Origin of the sequence: Streptomyces recifensis (assembly GCF_002154615.1) — a bacterium.
Lineage (GTDB): Bacteria > Actinomycetota > Actinomycetes > Streptomycetales > Streptomycetaceae > Streptomyces > Streptomyces griseoluteus.
Map to the genome: position 1 here is coordinate 17,013 of NZ_MUNH01000061.1, position 15,263 is coordinate 32,275.

Genomic DNA, 15,263 nt, shown 5'->3' on the forward strand with positions numbered 1-15,263 from the left:
GCGTCCAGCCGCGTGTAACCCCACCCGCCCCGAGCCAGGCCGCGTGCTCCTTCTCCGCGGCCTGGCCCGGTTCCACCTCCCGGAAGAACCATGCTGAACCTCTCGGTCCTGCTCGAGGACTCCGCCCGCACGCACCCGGACCGGGACGCCGTCGTCCTCGGCACGACGCGTCTCACCTACGCCCAGGTCGAGGCCGCCGCCAACCGGGTCGCCAATCTCCTGGTCGACCGCGGCATCCGGCCCGGCGACAAGGTCGCGCTCAGTTGCCCGAACGTGCCCTACTTCCCGATCGTCTACTACGGGATTCTCAAGGCCGGCGCGGTCGTCGTACCGCTCAACATCCTGCTCAAGGGCAGGGAGGTCGCCTACCACCTCGCCGACTCGGGGGCGAAGGCGTACTTCTGCTTCGAGGGTGACGTCGGCCTGCCGATGGGCGCGGAGGGGCACGCCGGTTTCAGCGGGACACCGAGCTGCGCACACTTCTTCCTCATCACAGCCGATCCCGCGGCGGAAAGCCCGATCGAGGGTGTCGAGACCATGGGCGCCGCGCTGCGTGGAACCGCGACGGCGTTCAGCAGCATCGGGACGTCGGGGGACGACCCGGCCGTGCTCCTCTACACGAGCGGTACGACGGGACAGGCGAAGGGTGCCGAACTCAGCCATGCCAACCTGGTTCTCAACGCCCTCGCGTGCAACCGATTGTTGGAGAACCGGCCCGCCCTGGACACCCACCTGGTCGTGCTGCCGTTGTTCCACTCCTTCGGCGCGACGGTGCAGATGAACGCCGGCTTCTCGACGGCGAGCACCCTGGTGCTGCTGCCGCGGTTCGACGCCCGGCAGGCGGTGTCCCTGATGCGGCAGGAGGACATCACCTTCTTCGCGGGCGTACCCACCATGTGGTGGGGCCTGCTGCAGGTGCTCACCGACGATGTGGACGTCGAAAGGATCGCGAGGAACCTGCGCGTCGGTGTCTCCGGCGGCGCCTCGCTCCCCGCGGAGCTCATCAAGCAGGTCAGAGCACGACTGGGCGTCCAGGTCCTGGAGGGCTACGGCCTCTCCGAGACGTCGCCGGTGGTGACCTTCAGCGATCCGGCGCGAGAGCCCCGGCCCGGCTCCATCGGCGTGCCGGTCTGGGGCGTGCAGGTCAAGCTCGTCAAGCCGGACTGGTCGGAGGTCGAGGACGACGGCACCGGCAGCGCCATCGGGGAGATCGCGGTCAAGGGCCACAACGTCATGAGGGGCTACCACGGCCGCCCCGAGGCCACCGCCGAAGCCGTCAGGGACGGCTGGTTCCGCACCGGCGACCTGGCCCGCAGGGACAAGGACGGCTTCTACTACGTCGTCGACCGGGCCAAGGACCTGATCATCCGCGGCGGCTTCAACGTGTACCCGCGCGAGATCGAGGAGGTCCTGATGACACACCCGGCGATCAGCCTGGCCGCGGTCGTCGGCGTGCCGCACGAGAGCCACGGCGAGGAGATCAAGGCGTTCGTCATCCTCGACCGCGGCGCCGAGGCGCACCCCGACGAACTGATCGCCTGGGGCAAGGAGCAGATGGCCGGCTACAAGTACCCGCGCATCGTGGAGATCGTGCCGACCCTGCCGATGACGTCCACCGGAAAGATCCTCAAGCGCGAACTCGCGTGACCGGCACGGCAGGCGCACGGACATGGGTGGGAAGGACGGCAGATGACAGTGGACGAGGACCGCAGGCGGGGCACATTCCTCGACAGGTTCGGTACCGGGACGGACGCGGCGCCCGGCTCGCTCCTGGCCGCCTGGAAGGCGCGCGTGGCGAGGAACCCGGAAGGCAGGGCGCTCAGCTTCTTCGACGGGGCCCTGTCCGCGCGGGAAGTGGACGCGGCGTCGGACGCGCTGGCCGCCGCCTTCGAGGCCCGCGGAACCGGCCGGGGCGATCGCGTCGGGGTGTACCTGCAGAACGTTCCGCAGTACGCGCTGGTGCTGTTGGCCCTGTGGAAGCTGGGGGCCACGGCTCTGGGACTCAACCCGATGTACCGGCGCCGGGAGCTCCGCCGGATCATCGAGGACTCCGGGGCGGTCGGCGTCGTCTGTGCGGACACGGACGTCCACGAGACGCTCGGGACGCTGGCGGGGAGCACGGTGCGCTGGCTGATCAGCACCTCGGCGCTGGACTACCAGTCGAGGAACGATCCGCGGGTCTTCGCGACGACGGAGCGCCACGCCCCCGCGCCGGACGGGGACCTGGTGGCCCTGATCGACGAGTTCGAGGGCCGCGGCCCCTCACCCGTGGAGCTGACCCGCGACGACGTCGCGTTCCTGACGTACACCTCGGGAACGACGGGGCCGCCGAAGGGCGCCATGAACACCCACGGCAACGTGCTGAGCGTGGTGGCGACCTGCGCGTCCTGGATGGGTGTGAGCGACGGGGACGTCGTGCTCGCCGTGGCCCCGCTGTTCCACATCACCGGCGCGGTGGTCAACGCGACGATCTCCTTGCTCACCGACACCACTCTCGTCCTGGCGGGCCGGTTCCACCCCGAGGTCGCTCTGGAGGCGTTCGCCGAGCACGGGGTGACCTACACGATCGGCTCCATCACGGCCTACAACGCGATCTTCGAGCTGCCGCAGGCCGGTCCGCATCACTTCGCGTCGGCGAAGGCGCTCTTCTCCGGCGGCGCGCCGATCCCGCCGGCCGTCGTCGAGCGGTTCGAGGAGCGGTTCGGCGTCTACCTCCACAACGGCTACGGGATGACCGAGACGACGTCCGCCGTCATCGCGGTGCCTCCGGGGGCCAGGGCTCCCGTCCACCGGCCGAGCGGAACGCTGTCCGTCGGCAAGCCGCTGCCGCACCTCACGGCGCGCGTGGTGGACCCGCACGGCGACCCGGTGCCCACCGGGGAGCAGGGCGAACTCGAACTGAGCGGGCCGCAGGTGGTGCCCGGGTACTGGGGCAAGCCCGAAGTCACGCGTCACACCATGCCGCAGGGCCGACTCCGTACCGGTGACGTCGCCGTCATCGACGAGGAGGGCTGGGTCTACCTGGTGGACCGGCTCAAGGACCAGATCAACGTGTCCGGGTACAAGGTCTGGCCACGCGAGGTCGAGGACGCGCTCTACGAGCACCCGTCGGTGCTGGAGGCGGCGGTCATCGGGCAGCCGGACGCGTACCGCGGAGAGACCGTCGTCGCCTACGTCTCGCTCAAGGCGGGTCGGAACGCGACGGCAGAGGAACTGATCGCGTTCTCACGCGACCGGTTGGCCGCCTACAAGTGCCCCCGCACGGTCCATTTCATCGCCGACCTGCCCAAGACACAGAGCGGCAAGATCCGGCGCGCCGAACTACGCGGCCTCGACGGCCCTGGGCCCAATTCTCCTCAGAGGACTGATCGATGAGCGAGAAGCGCGTCTGGGCGTGCCGTCGGACATCGCGTCCGCCGTGGTGTACCGGGCTTCGGAGGACTCCTCCCGGGTCACCGGCCACGTCCTCACCGCCGACGGCGGCCTTCCCGTCGCCGGCGGCACCGCGTGACGACCGCGCCCATCCGACAAAGGACAGCCATGACTTTCCCTCATCTGCCACCGGACATCGCGGAACTGCGAGCGCGCACGCGCCGGTTCATCCGCGACGTCGTCGTCGACGCGGAGCCGGCGCCGGGCGGACGCCTCGACCAGGCCACCCGTGACCGGCTGCGGGTGGCGGCGCGGGAGGCCGGCGTCTTCGCGCCGCTCGTGCCGACGGAGTACGGCGGACAGGGACTGCCCATCGAGCACTGGTCACCGATCCTGCAGGAGGCCGGTTACTCGCCGATCGGTCCCGTCGCGCTCAACTGCATGGCCCCCGACGAGGGAAACATGCACATGCTCAACCTGATCGCGACCGAGGAGCAGAAGAAGCGCTGTCTCGCTCCTCTGGCGGCCGGGGACGTCCGGTCGTGCTTCGGCATGACCGAGCCCCACCCCGGAGCGGGGTCCGACCCGGCGGCGCTGCGGACCACGGCCGTGCGCACCGACGGCGGCTGGATCATCGACGGCCACAAGCGCTTCACCAGCGGGGCCGTCGGTGCCGCGTTCTGCATCGTCATGGCGCGGACCCCGGCCGTCCACGGCTCCCCGGAGGGGGCCACCATGTTCCTCGTCGACATGACGAACCCGGGGATCCGGGTCGGCGAGGCGATCCACACCGTGGACCGCTCCATCGACGGCGGTCACCCGCACCTGTACATCGAGAACTGCTTCGTCCCCGACGACGCGGTTCTCGGCGAGGTCGGACTCGGATTCCGCTACGCGCAGGTACGGCTCGGCCCCGCACGTCTCACGCACTGCATGCGGTGGCTGGGGCTGGCACGGCGGGCGCACGACATCGCCCTCGACCGGGCCGGGAAGAGGGAGCTGTTCGGCGGTCCGATCGACTCGCTCGGCCTGGCTCAGCACCTGCTCGCCGAGTCCGTGATCGACATCGAGACGTCCGACGCGATCATCACCAAGACCGCGGCGCTGCTGCGCAGCGACCCGAAGGCGGGCTCGGCGATGTCCTCGGTCGCGAAGGTGCACTGCTCGGAGGCGATCTTCCGGGTGGTCGACCGGGCCATCCAGGTCTGCGGCGGAGACGGGGTCTCCGACGGACTGCCGCTGGCGCAGTACCTGAACGAGGTCCGCCCGTTCCGCATCTACGACGGCTCCAACGAGACCCACCGCTGGGCCATCGCCCGCCGGGCCTCGGCCGGCCGGCGCGCGGCGGTCCAGGCCGGGGAGCATTTCCGGGGCGATGCCGTCGTGAGCCGGGACGGAGGCACGTGATGCACACCGTCCCCGACGGAGTGGAAGTCGTCGCGAGCCTGGACCGGGCCCGTCAACTCGACAGCCCTCCGCTCCTGGTCCTGGACGCGGTGACCGGCTTCCTCGACCGACACGGCATCGGCAGCGGCCCGCTCGCGTGGCAGCGCATCGGCGACGGCCAGTCCAACGTCACGTACCTGATCGAGCGTGGTGGCGAGTGCGTCGTCCTTCGTCGCGGACCGCGACCGCCGCTGCCGAGGTCGACGCACGACATGGTGCGCGAAGCCCGCGTCCAGAAGGCCCTCGGCGAGCACGGGGTACCGGTACCGGAGATCCTCGCCGTCTGCGAGGACGAGTCGCTTCTCGGTGTGCCGTTCTATCTCATGTCCCGGCTCGACGGCACGGTCATCACCGACACCATCCCGTCGCATCTCTCCTCCGCCGAGCAGCGCCGGGCCACCAGCGAAGCGGTCGTCGACGCCCTCGTCGCGCTGCACGGCATCGACGTGACCCGGGGGGAGCTCGCTTCTCTGGGCCGGCCCGAGGGGTATCTCCGGCGCCAGGTCGACAGGTTCAGCGGGTTGTGGGAGGTCAGCGCCACACGCAGCCTGCCCGCGGTGGAGCGCGTCGGGGACTGGCTCGGCCGCAACCTGCCGGCGAGCCAGGCGGCCTCGGTGGTGCACGGTGACTACCGCATGGGCAACCTCATGTTCGTTCCCGAGGCACCGGCCAGGGTGCTCGCGATCCTGGACTGGGAGATGGCCACGCTCGGTGATCCGCTGGCGGACCTGGGGTACCTCACCGCCACGTGGTCCGAGGCGGGCAGCCCTCCCACCCCGCTCGAGCTCACCCGGGTGACGCGGTCGCCCGGCTATCTCACCCAGCGCCGGCTGGCGGAGCGCTACCAGTCCCGCACGGGCCTCGATCTGACCCCGCTGCCCTGGTACCAGACCCTCGCGCTCTGGAAGGCGGCGATCTTCTGCGAGGCCATCTACACCCGCTGGCAGCGCGGTGAGCGCCCCGACGACACGTCCTTCGGACCGTCGCTCGGAACGGGTGTCCCCCGACTGCTGGAGCGGGCCGGGCGATACGCCGACCTGAACCACGGGCGGGAGGGGGACCGTTACCAGCACCACCGACGTCGGTGAGCGGCTGTTGACCTGCTCGGGACGGTCCCATGCCAAGCCGCTCCGGCTGGAACCGGGAGTCGAGTGCCCACACCGGCCTCGCCCCGACGCGGCGGACCCCGGCCGGAGCAACCAGGAAGCGCACCGTGACGACCGGACGCAGGATGCCGGCGGTTGATCAAAGCCCGGTCAGCCGCCGTTCGGATTCAAGGAGAGGAATGCGCATGACGACTCAGAAGCAGCCCCAGACCCTGTCGTCGGTGGCGACTGACACGCCGACCGACGAAATTCTCGAACTCCTGGCTCGCGATGGCGGGCTGATCGTCAAGAACTTCCTGACGCAGGAACAGCGGAACCGCTTCGACGCCGAGATCGATCCGCCGCTGCGGGCACTCCGCCCGGGTTCGACCCACGAGAACGAAATGGTGGCCGCGTTCCACGGCAGCAACACCAAGCGGCTCACCAACCTGGTCACGCACAGCCCCACGTTCCGCAACGAGATCCTGGAGCACCACCTGGTCCACGAGATCTGTGACCGGATCTTCCTCCCTGAGTCGGGCACGTACTGGATGACCACCACCCAGGTGATCGAGATAGGCCCCCACAGCCAGGCGCAGATGCTGCACCGGGACCTGGAGAACTGGTTCCCCTTCATCGGGATGGGGCCCAGCGGCCCGGAAGTCACCCTCAACTTCCTGATCGCCCTGACCGACTTCACGGAGGCGAACGGCGCCACGCGGGTCATCCCGGGCAGCAACCACTGGAGTGACTTCGAGGACCGGGGAACTCCCGAGCAGACGATCCCCGCGATCATGAACGCCGGCGACGCCCTTCTGTTCAGCGGCAAGACCGCGCACGGAGGGGGCGCGAACCAGACCGACGACGAGTACCGACGGGCTGTGGCCTTCGCCCTCAATCCGGGCTTCCTCACCGGCGAGGAGGCGTACCCCTTCCTGGTCGACATGGAAGTGGCCAGGACGCTCTCGCCGCGTGTTCAGCGCCTGCTCGGCTTCCGCTCCCAGTACCCGACGGGCTCTCCCGGACTGTGGCAGGTCGACTACGCCGACCTGGGTGATTACCTCGGTCTCTGAGGAAGCGGCCCGACCGGTTCACACGCCTGCCCGTTCCCTGTGAGCGGAACGTCCCGCAGGAATCGTCAAGCGGTCAGTCGAACGCGCCGATTCCCGGTCCGAAGGCAATGAGCAGCGGCAGTAGTGGCGCCAGGGCCGCCGTGACGGCGATGCGGGTGCGTTGGGGCGGCCGGAGCGTCGAAGGGGGCGTCAGAAGACGGTGCACCCTGTCCTTGAGCAGGCGGCGGCTGGATGCGCAGGAGAACACCCCGCGATGCTGGTTCAGTTCGATGAGGGCCAGCGCGGTGGTGACATGCCCGCACTTTTGGGCCGCCGTGTCGTCGGCGGCCAGCTCCACCAGCCGATGGGTCTGTTCGCAGAAATGGGTGAACAGCGGCACCTTGGGGAAGCCGCGCGCCAGGGCGGCGGACAGATGGAGTAGCCAGTCGTGGCGGGCCCGGGCGTGGCCGCGCTCATGCGCAAGAACGGCTTCCAGCTGGCGATCGGTCAGCCGGCGCAGGGCCCCCGTGGTGACGACGAGCTGGGACGGGCTCCCGGGCATCGGCCAGGCGTCCGGGTACTCCTCTTCCAGAATCAGCAGAGGGCCGCGGGCCGCTGGAAGGCCGGCGGGAAACTCGGGCGCTCGCTCACGCAGTCGGGCGCGGGCCGCGCCGTGGGCCCGGCGAGCCACCCTGAGCTGCCCGACCAGCACGGCCACCGTCCACACGGCTCCCGCCCCCAGGAGCAAGGTGAGGACCGTGGCCAGGAGAGAAGCGGAGGACAGGTGGTAGGCGGCCACGACGCCGGGCGGCGCGGAGCCGAAGAGGTGGTCGCGGACGGTACGGAAGACCGCAGCGATGCCCAGTACCAGCGCGGTCAGGCAGCTCAGCAGGGCGGTGGCGACCAGGCACTGCCACACCCACAGGCCGAGCACCGGGCTCCGCCCCGGCCACGTCGACCGGTTCAACGCTCGGGCGAACGGCACGGCGGTCGCCACGCCGAGGGCGCAGAGCAGGAACTGGCAACTGGTCATGCGGGGGCTCCGAAGACTGGTGGGCTCAGGCGGCCTGCGGGGGCCACCGGTTCCAGGGAGTGCACGTGTCCGACGTCCATGCTTCGTGGCGTGCTCCGGGCCCCGCAGCAGAGGACCGGCGCGCTGACCCTCCTGGCGGGGCCCAGCGCCAAGCGTTTCGCGCCGAGATGAAGGTGTTCGGCCGCACGGTTCAAGAGGGTGCTGCCGCGACTTTGATCGTCACAGGGGCCGTCGCTCGGCAGGCCGTACGGACAAGTCGAACTCAAATCATATTCTAGTTCAGACGTACCGCCAAGGCCCTCGGACGACAGCCAGCGACGGGGTGCCGAGGGCCGGTTGAGGACAGCCGGGCGAACGAAAACGGCTCGGGCCGCGAGGGTGAGGCGAGTTCGACCAGGGCGTTCGCTCAGCCACCGGCAGAGTCTTGGATCGAGCCGACTTGATCGACCGACTGAGTCGATATACTGGGCAGTATGGCTCATATTTCCGCGGCAGAGCGCCGCCCTCAATTGATCAAGGCGGCCATCGACCTCATGACCCGTGAGGGCGTGGCCGCGGGGAGCACTCGCGCCATCGCCGCGGAGCTCGGGGTCGCACAGGCCACCGTCCACTACACCTTCGGCACGAAGGAGGATCTCTACCGGGCGGTGATGGATCAGATCACCGACGAGCTGGTCGCGCAGGTACAGCGGGCGGCGCCGGAGGACGCGAGCTTCGAGAAGACCTTCAGCGCCTTGGCCGGTGCCTTGTGGGGCACCATGCGCGAGCCCACATCGCGCCACCAGCTGCTCAGCGAACTGACCATGTTCGCGCTGCGTGTGCCCGGCCTCAACGAGGCCCGCCAGAGCCACTACCAGCGGGTCATCGAGGTGACCGCACAGGTGATCGCCGAGACGGCGGACAGGACGGGACAGAAACTGGCCGTGTCCCCGGAAACGGTCGCCCGGTTCTTCCTCTCCGGCTTCGACGGCCTCACCATGCAGGTCCTCTCGTGCGTACCGGACGAGGCCACGGAGCGGACGAGCCTCGCCGCGCTCGTCGCCGCGACCGTGGCGCTGGCCAAGGGAAGCCTCGACATCCCAGAGGTGCCGTCGGGCTGACACGGCATCAACACGGTCGGGGGCGCACCTGGCAGGTGCGCCCCCGATCGTCTCCGCCTGCTGGTGAGACTCAGCCGGCCCAGACGTCTTCGACGTAGCGCCCGGCCTGGACCAGCTCCGCGAGCCATGCCACGGCCTGCTCATCGCTCGCGCCGGTCCGGTCCCGGTACATCGCCATGAACGCTTCCCGTACGGCCGGTGCCATACGACGGCCGTCGCCGCAGATGTAGACGCGTCCGCCGGCCTCGAGAACCGACCACACCTCCTCGCTCTCGCGGGCGATGCGCTCCTGGACGAAGCGAGCGCCGTTCTCGGGAGCGTGCATGAAGGTGGGGCGCATGCTGACGGCGCCGGCCGCCTCGGCCGCCTCGAACTCCTCCCGGTGCAGGAAGTCCACGTCGGGGTGGTCGCAGCCGAAGTAGCAGAGCAGGGTGCCGGTCGAGCCGGCGTGATGGCGATCGAGGACCGCACCTCGGAAGGGCGCGAGGCCGGTGCCCGCGCTGATCAGGATCACCGGTACGGAGGTGTCCTCGGGGAGGCGGAAGGACTCGCTGCACGGCAGGATCCGGGCCTGGATCACATCACCCGCGTTCACCGTCTGCAGGAAGTGCGAGGCGATGCCCCGGAAGACGCCCTCCCCCGACCGGTGGGGCGCGGCGAGCAGCGACACCATCAGGTCGGCCTCGCCGGGCCGGGCGGCAGCGGACGACGAGATCGAGTAGTGCCGGGGGCGCAGCACCGGCAGCAGCTCCAGGAAGCGCTCGAAGGACAGTTCGCACGCACGGTAGCGCTCCAGGAGGTCCAGGACGCTGAGCCCTGCGACGGTCACCTGTTCCCGGAAGGTCTCGGGATCGGAGGTGGCGAAGGCGGTGAGCGGCTGCTTCTCAGGGGGGCAGGCCGTGTGCTCGGCGAGCACCGCGACCTGTTCCTGCGTGGCCGGGTCCTGCAGCTCGACGAAGTCGGTGAGCAGGCGGCGCAGGGTCAGCGGCCGGTCGACGGGCAGGGCGCCCCGGCTCCGGCGGCGGGCGCGCAGCCGGACGGTGCGGTCCAGGTCGAGGCCGAAGCGGTCGGCGACCCGCTGGACGAGGGCCTCGGGGTTGCTGGGCAGGACGGCCAGGTGGTCAGCGGTGCGGTAGCTGACGCCCTCGGGCAGACGGAGCCGCAGGAAGCGCTTGGAGCGCCCCAGTTCGTGGTCGGTGTCGACGAGTTCGTACGCCTCGAGGACCTCCATCGGCTGGACGCCGTGGCGGTCGGCCAGACCACCGAGGACCGACTCCGAGGTGTCCTCCAGCTCGTACAGCCCTTCCGCTTCTGCTTCCGCCTCAGGCGCGGGGCCCGCCGCCTCGCCGGCGATCGCGTCGCCGTACTCGTCCAGAAGGGTTGCCCACAGGTCCGCCGTCCACTGGTCGACCGCGCCGGCGAAGTCGCCGGCGGCGTCGGCGGCGCCGCGCTCCAGAAGCGGGACGGCGCCGGCCGCGGACAGGCGCTCGTCGATCAGGGTGGGGATGCGCTGGTAGGTCGCCGCCCAGTTGCGGTCTCCGACACCGAGGACGGCGTACCGCAGGCCGGTGAGCGAGCCGGGGGCGAGGTTCTCCAGAGCGGCGACGAACTCGGCCGCGTCATCGGTGGGGCGACCGTTGTAGGAGGCGGCGACGATGACGACGGGGCCCTCGGTGCCGGCCAGCCTTCCCGTGTACTCGTTGAGGGAGGCGACGGACGGGGTGAAGCCGTACTCCTCGCCTTCACCGCCGAGATCGCGGGCGATGCCGACGCAGGTGCCGAGGTTGGATCCGTGCAGCAGGGTCAGCGCGGTGCCGCTCGCGCGGCGCGTCACGGTGGCGGTCCCGCCCGCCACGGGATCCGCCACCGTGATGGCGGGCAGACGCCGTTCGTCGCCGGTACGGCGGGCGAGCCGGAGGCTGAAACCGTCGGGCTTGATGGTCAGCGTCGACTTGATCTTCAGCTGGTAGTCGGTGTGGTCGATCAGGCGGTACCGGTGCACCAGCAGGCCCAGCAGCAAGGTGGCCTCGTGCAGCGCGAACTGGCGGCCGATGCAGGCCCGCTCGCCGTTGCCGAACGGCTTGAAGGCGTGGACCGAACGGGCCGCCTCCCGCTCGGGGGTGAAGCGCTCGGGATCGAAGAGCTCGACGTTCTCCCCCCAGGCGGGGTCGCGGTGGAGGGCCGAGGTGATCACCATCAGCGACTCGCCCTTGCGTACGGGGTACTTGTCGCCGATGACGGTGTCCTGGATCGGCTCGACGGCGAACGCGGGAGCCGTCGGCCACAGCCGCAGGCTCTCGTTGAGTATCTGGCGGATGTAGGTGAGTTTGCCGATGTCGCCGTACCCGGGGTCCGGGGCGTCGGTGTCACCCCACAGGGCGTCCACCTCGGCCTGGGCCCGGGCGAGCACCTCCGGGTGCTTGGTCAGGTAGTACAGCGCGAAGGAGAGCGCACTGCTGGTGGTCTCATGGCCGGCGATCAGAAAGGTGATCACCTGGTGGCGGATGTTGACATCGTCCAGCAGCTCACCGGTGGCGGGGTCCTCGGTGTGCAGCATCAGCCCCATCAGGTCGTCCGTGCTGGTGTCGCCGGAGGCGCGGCGCTCCCTGATCACGTCGTCGACGAGCTTTGTCATCAGGTCGACGTCGTTGCGGAACTGTTCGACCTTCTTCCTCTTGAACAGCTCGGAGCCCGGGATGGACTCGCCCTTCTCCTGGGCGAAGACGAGAGCCCGGGCCATCGCGTCGACGAACGGGTGCAGGTCGTTGCGCCGGAAGGACTCGAAGTCGTAGCCGAAGCCGCACAGCCCGATCGTGTCGAAGGTCAGCCGGGTCATCTCGTCGGGGACGTCCACCGACTGCACCCCGGCCAGCCGGTCCCACTTGCCGATCAGTGAGCGGGCGACCCGGAGCATGGGGGCGTGGTAGCTGCGCATCGCGCCGAGCGAGAACGCGGGCATCAGGATGTCGTGGGCCTTGCGCCAGTTCGGTTCGTGGTTGTAGGCGGTGAAGAGACCGTCCCCGGCCAGGGCCCGGACCTCGACCAGGTCGGCGTGGACATGCTTGCGGAAGCGGGTCTCGTCCGACAGTTCGGTCACGAGGTCCAGGCCGCCGATCATGACGGTCTCCCTCCCGAAGACCCTCAGCCGGTACACGGGTCCGAACTCCCTGAACTCCTTCACCAGGTAGGCCAGGAAGTCCGCGCCCGCGGGGAGGTTGAACGCGTGGCCTACGAGGGGCAGCGGGGGGCGCTCGGGGATCGCCCGCGCCGCACCTACGGACACCTGAGTCATGAGCGTGCCTTTCGTTTCACTCCAGCGGTCACCCACCAACTTACACATGACTTTGTCGAGCGAACATGTCGAGCGACTGTATTAAGAGACACAGTCGACCGAGGGAACCTGGCACCCCGGTCGAACGTCCACCGAACGCGGCTTGACAGGCGACCTCGTCAGCAGACACGGTTAATCGACATGGTCAGTCGACCATGTCGTGCGCCCCCAGCTCCATGCGCGCGCTTCTCACCGAGCAGATCGAGGTATCCGCATGAACACCATGCTGGCCGGGCGGCTCCGCCTGGACACCCTTGCCTTCGCCGTCGAAGAGGTGCCGATCCCGGTGCCCGGCCCGGGTGAAGTCCTCGTCGAAGTACGGGCCGCCGGCGTCTGCCTGTCCGACATCCATCTGATCGACGGCAGCCTGAGCCCCTTCTACCCTGTGGACACCGTCAAGGAGTCCGGTGTCATCACCCCTGGCCACGAGGTGGCCGGCGTCGTCCACACCGTCGGCCCCGGCGTCAAGGGCGACTGGACTCCCGGTTCGCGCGTCGTACTGCAGGCCGGGCAGGCGTGCGGTGACTGCGCCGACTGCCTGCGCCACATGCTCTGCCGCCAGCCCCTCACCCGGGGAGTGGACTACGACGGGGGCTGGGCGCAGTACGCCCTCGCCCGGGAGGACACCCTGCTCCCCATCCCGGACCACCTGCCGTTCGACCAGGCCGCGATCATCCCTGACGCAGTCTCCACCCCGTACGCCGCGATCGTGGACACCGGCGCGGTCCGGCCCGCGCAGGCAGTCGGCATCTGGGGAGCCGGAGGTCTCGGCGCCCACGGCATCCGCCTCGCCCGCCTGGCCGGCGCCGCCCCCGTCATCGCCGTCGACCCGCTGCCCTCCGCCCGCGAGCGCGCCCTCCTGTTCGGAGCCGACCACGCGCTGGACCCCATGGCCGGCGACTTCGCCGAAGCGGTGCGCGAGGCCACGGCAGGCCGGGGCATCGACGTCGCCTTCGACTTCGCGGGCGTCGGAGCGGCCCGCGCCCAGGCCGCCACCGTCCTCGGCCCGAACGGCGTCCTGGTGCTCGCCGGTCTCACCCCGGAGCCGGTCACCGTCGCCGACAGCATCGACTTCTGCTTCAACGTCCGGCAGATCCGCGGGCACTACGGCTCCGAGCCCGAGCACGTGGAACAGCTCGTCGGCCTGGCGGCCGCCGGACGGATCGACCTCGGCCCCTCCGTCAGCGCCCACGTCCCGCTGGCGGAAGCCGCGGACGCCGTCGCCCGGCTGGAGAAGAAGATCGGGGACCCGATCCGTCTCGTGCTCATCCCCTGAGCACGAAGGGAGGTGGCCGGCTCACGCCGCACCACGCGGACGACGCCTGCCTCGATCGCGGTCGAGCGGTGGGGAAGCGTAAGCACGCCGTTTCCCCGCAACGTACGGAAACACCGAAAAAAGCTTTCAAGCGAAGGAGAAAACCGTGAAGGAGAACACCGTGAAAAAGGAAATCAAGGGCGGCTCCGAGGTCGCGTCGGTCGATGTCGTGCTCGTCGGTGCGGGCTTCGCCGGCTTGAGTGCCGCAGAGCGGCTCGTGGACATGGGCGTATCCGTCCTGGTCCTCGAAGGCCGGGACCGGGTCGGCGGCCGTTCGTTCTCCGGTGAGGTGGCCGGGGTCAAGGTCGACCTCGGGGCGACGTGGGTCGCCGAGCGCCACACCGCGGTCCTCGACCTCGCCAAGCGGCTGGGGTGCACCACGACCGGCCAGTTCCACGAAGGTGTCAATGTCCTGTGGATGGCCGGGCAGCGCCGCACCTGGACGGGCACCATGCCGACGGTCGACCCCGTGGACCTGGAGGATCTGGGCCGCGTCCAGGTGGTGATGGACGAGCTCCTGGCGACCATCGATGTCGACGCCCCCTGGAAGTCCCCCGACGCCGAGGAGCTCGACTCGATCTCGTTCGGCGAGTGGCTGGACCAGCAGCAGGCGGCGACAAGCACCCGCGCACTCATGACCATCGCCAGCAAGGTGCAGTGGGGCTGCAACCCGGGAGAGGTCTCGCTGCTGCACGTACTGCGCTACATCCAGGCCGTCGGGGGGCTCGACCACATGCTCGCCGTCGAAGGAGGGCAGCAGCAGGACCGCATCACCGAAACCACTCAGGAGATCGCCAACCGGCTCGCCGAGAAGCTCGGCGACAGGGTCGTTCTGGACACCCGTGTCCGCCAGATCTCCCAGGACGACGACGGCGTCACGGTCCACGCCGACTCGGCGGTCATCAGCGCCAACTACGTCATCGTCACCGCGGCCCCCGAGCACCGTTCCTACATCGAGTTCCTCCCGGCCCTGCCGGAAAAGACCCAGGGGCTCACGAGGACCTGGCCCATGGGCAAGCTGAGCAAGGCGTTCGTCGCCTACGACAAGCCCTTCTGGCGGGCCGAGGGCCTTTCGGGCGAGGCGCTGCTGGACACCGGGACGGCGTTCATCACCTTCGACGTGTCGCCGGACGACGGACCGGGCATCCTGATGGTCTTCTGCGCCCCCCGCGTGTACGACGGCTTCAGCCCGGAAACCCGACGCAGCCGCGTCGTCCAGCAGATGGTCGACCTGTACGGTCCCCAGGCGAGCACCCCCATCGACTACGTGGACCACTGCTGGGGCGCGGAGCCGTTCGCCCCAGGTGGCCCCCACCCCGCTGTGGGTCCCTACGCATCCGTGAGCTACGGCAGCGCCCTCACCGAGCCTCACGGGCGTATCCACTGGTCCGGCACCGAAACCGCCGGCGAGTGGGTCGGAACCCTGAACGGTGCCGTCCTGACAGGTCTGCGCACCGCCGAGCAGGTCGCCCAGCGGCTCGGCGTCGAAGGAGCCTCGGAGTAAGCACCGCAGGCTCCTCGGTGGCCCC

10 protein-coding genes are annotated in these 15,263 nt (G+C 69.8%); 8 read left to right on the top strand and 2 right to left on the bottom strand.

Going from position 1 to position 15,263, the window contains the following annotated elements; all coding sequences use genetic code 11:
* Positions 1–90 precede the first annotated feature (90 nt).
* The 5 genes from CCN33_RS04045 (at position 91) to CCN33_RS04065 (ending at position 6,976) form a co-directional block, all read left to right on the top strand.
* A complete protein-coding gene (locus CCN33_RS04045; RefSeq protein WP_086691162.1) occupies positions 91–1,647 on the top strand; it encodes a long-chain-fatty-acid--CoA ligase in 1,557 nt (518 codons plus the stop codon).
* Positions 1,648–1,689: 42 nt separating this feature from the next.
* Positions 1,690–3,375: a class I adenylate-forming enzyme family protein gene (locus CCN33_RS04050; RefSeq protein ID WP_086691164.1), complete on the top strand. Its 1,686-nt coding sequence runs from the start codon at positions 1,690–1,692 to the stop codon at positions 3,373–3,375.
* A gap of 165 nt (positions 3,376–3,540) precedes the next feature.
* On the top strand, positions 3,541–4,779 hold the full coding sequence (locus tag CCN33_RS04055; protein WP_086691166.1) for an acyl-CoA dehydrogenase family protein: 1,239 nt from the start codon (positions 3,541–3,543) through the stop codon (positions 4,777–4,779).
* Positions 4,779–5,906, top strand: a complete 1,128-nt coding sequence (locus tag CCN33_RS04060; RefSeq protein ID WP_244173619.1) for a phosphotransferase family protein — start codon at positions 4,779–4,781, stop codon at positions 5,904–5,906. Before CCN33_RS04055 ends, CCN33_RS04060 begins: the two co-directional genes overlap by 1 nt.
* Positions 5,907–6,109: 203 nt before the next feature.
* On the top strand, positions 6,110–6,976 hold the full coding sequence (locus CCN33_RS04065) for a phytanoyl-CoA dioxygenase family protein (RefSeq protein ID WP_086691193.1): 867 nt from the start codon (positions 6,110–6,112) through the stop codon (positions 6,974–6,976).
* A gap of 73 nt (positions 6,977–7,049) precedes the next feature.
* Here the strand turns inward: CCN33_RS04065 and CCN33_RS04070 are convergent, their stop codons facing one another.
* On the bottom strand, positions 7,050–7,988 hold the full coding sequence (locus CCN33_RS04070; protein WP_086691171.1) for a M56 family metallopeptidase: 939 nt from the start codon (positions 7,986–7,988) through the stop codon (positions 7,050–7,052).
* A 473-nt stretch (positions 7,989–8,461) separates the two neighbouring features.
* On the opposite strand from CCN33_RS04070, the gene CCN33_RS04075 reads away from it, so the two are divergent.
* Positions 8,462–9,088: a TetR/AcrR family transcriptional regulator gene (locus CCN33_RS04075; RefSeq protein WP_086691173.1), complete on the top strand. Its 627-nt coding sequence runs from the start codon at positions 8,462–8,464 to the stop codon at positions 9,086–9,088.
* Positions 9,089–9,158: 70 nt separating this feature from the next.
* Here CCN33_RS04075 and CCN33_RS04080 read toward each other — a convergent pair whose 3' ends face one another.
* Positions 9,159–12,380: a bifunctional cytochrome P450/NADPH--P450 reductase gene (locus CCN33_RS04080; RefSeq protein ID WP_086691176.1), complete on the bottom strand. Its 3,222-nt coding sequence runs from the start codon at positions 12,378–12,380 to the stop codon at positions 9,159–9,161.
* Positions 12,381–12,633: 253 nt separating this feature from the next.
* Between CCN33_RS04080 and CCN33_RS04085 the strand changes: the two genes are divergently transcribed.
* Positions 12,634–13,695 (top strand): zinc-binding dehydrogenase, encoded by a 1,062-nt coding sequence (locus CCN33_RS04085; protein ID WP_086691178.1) that lies wholly within the window; start codon positions 12,634–12,636, stop codon positions 13,693–13,695.
* A gap of 160 nt (positions 13,696–13,855) precedes the next feature.
* Positions 13,856–15,238 carry a flavin monoamine oxidase family protein gene (locus CCN33_RS04090; RefSeq protein ID WP_244173621.1) on the top strand — a complete coding sequence of 461 codons (1,383 nt, stop codon included), beginning with the start codon at positions 13,856–13,858 and terminating at the stop codon, positions 15,236–15,238.
* Positions 15,239–15,263: the final 25 nt, after the last annotated feature.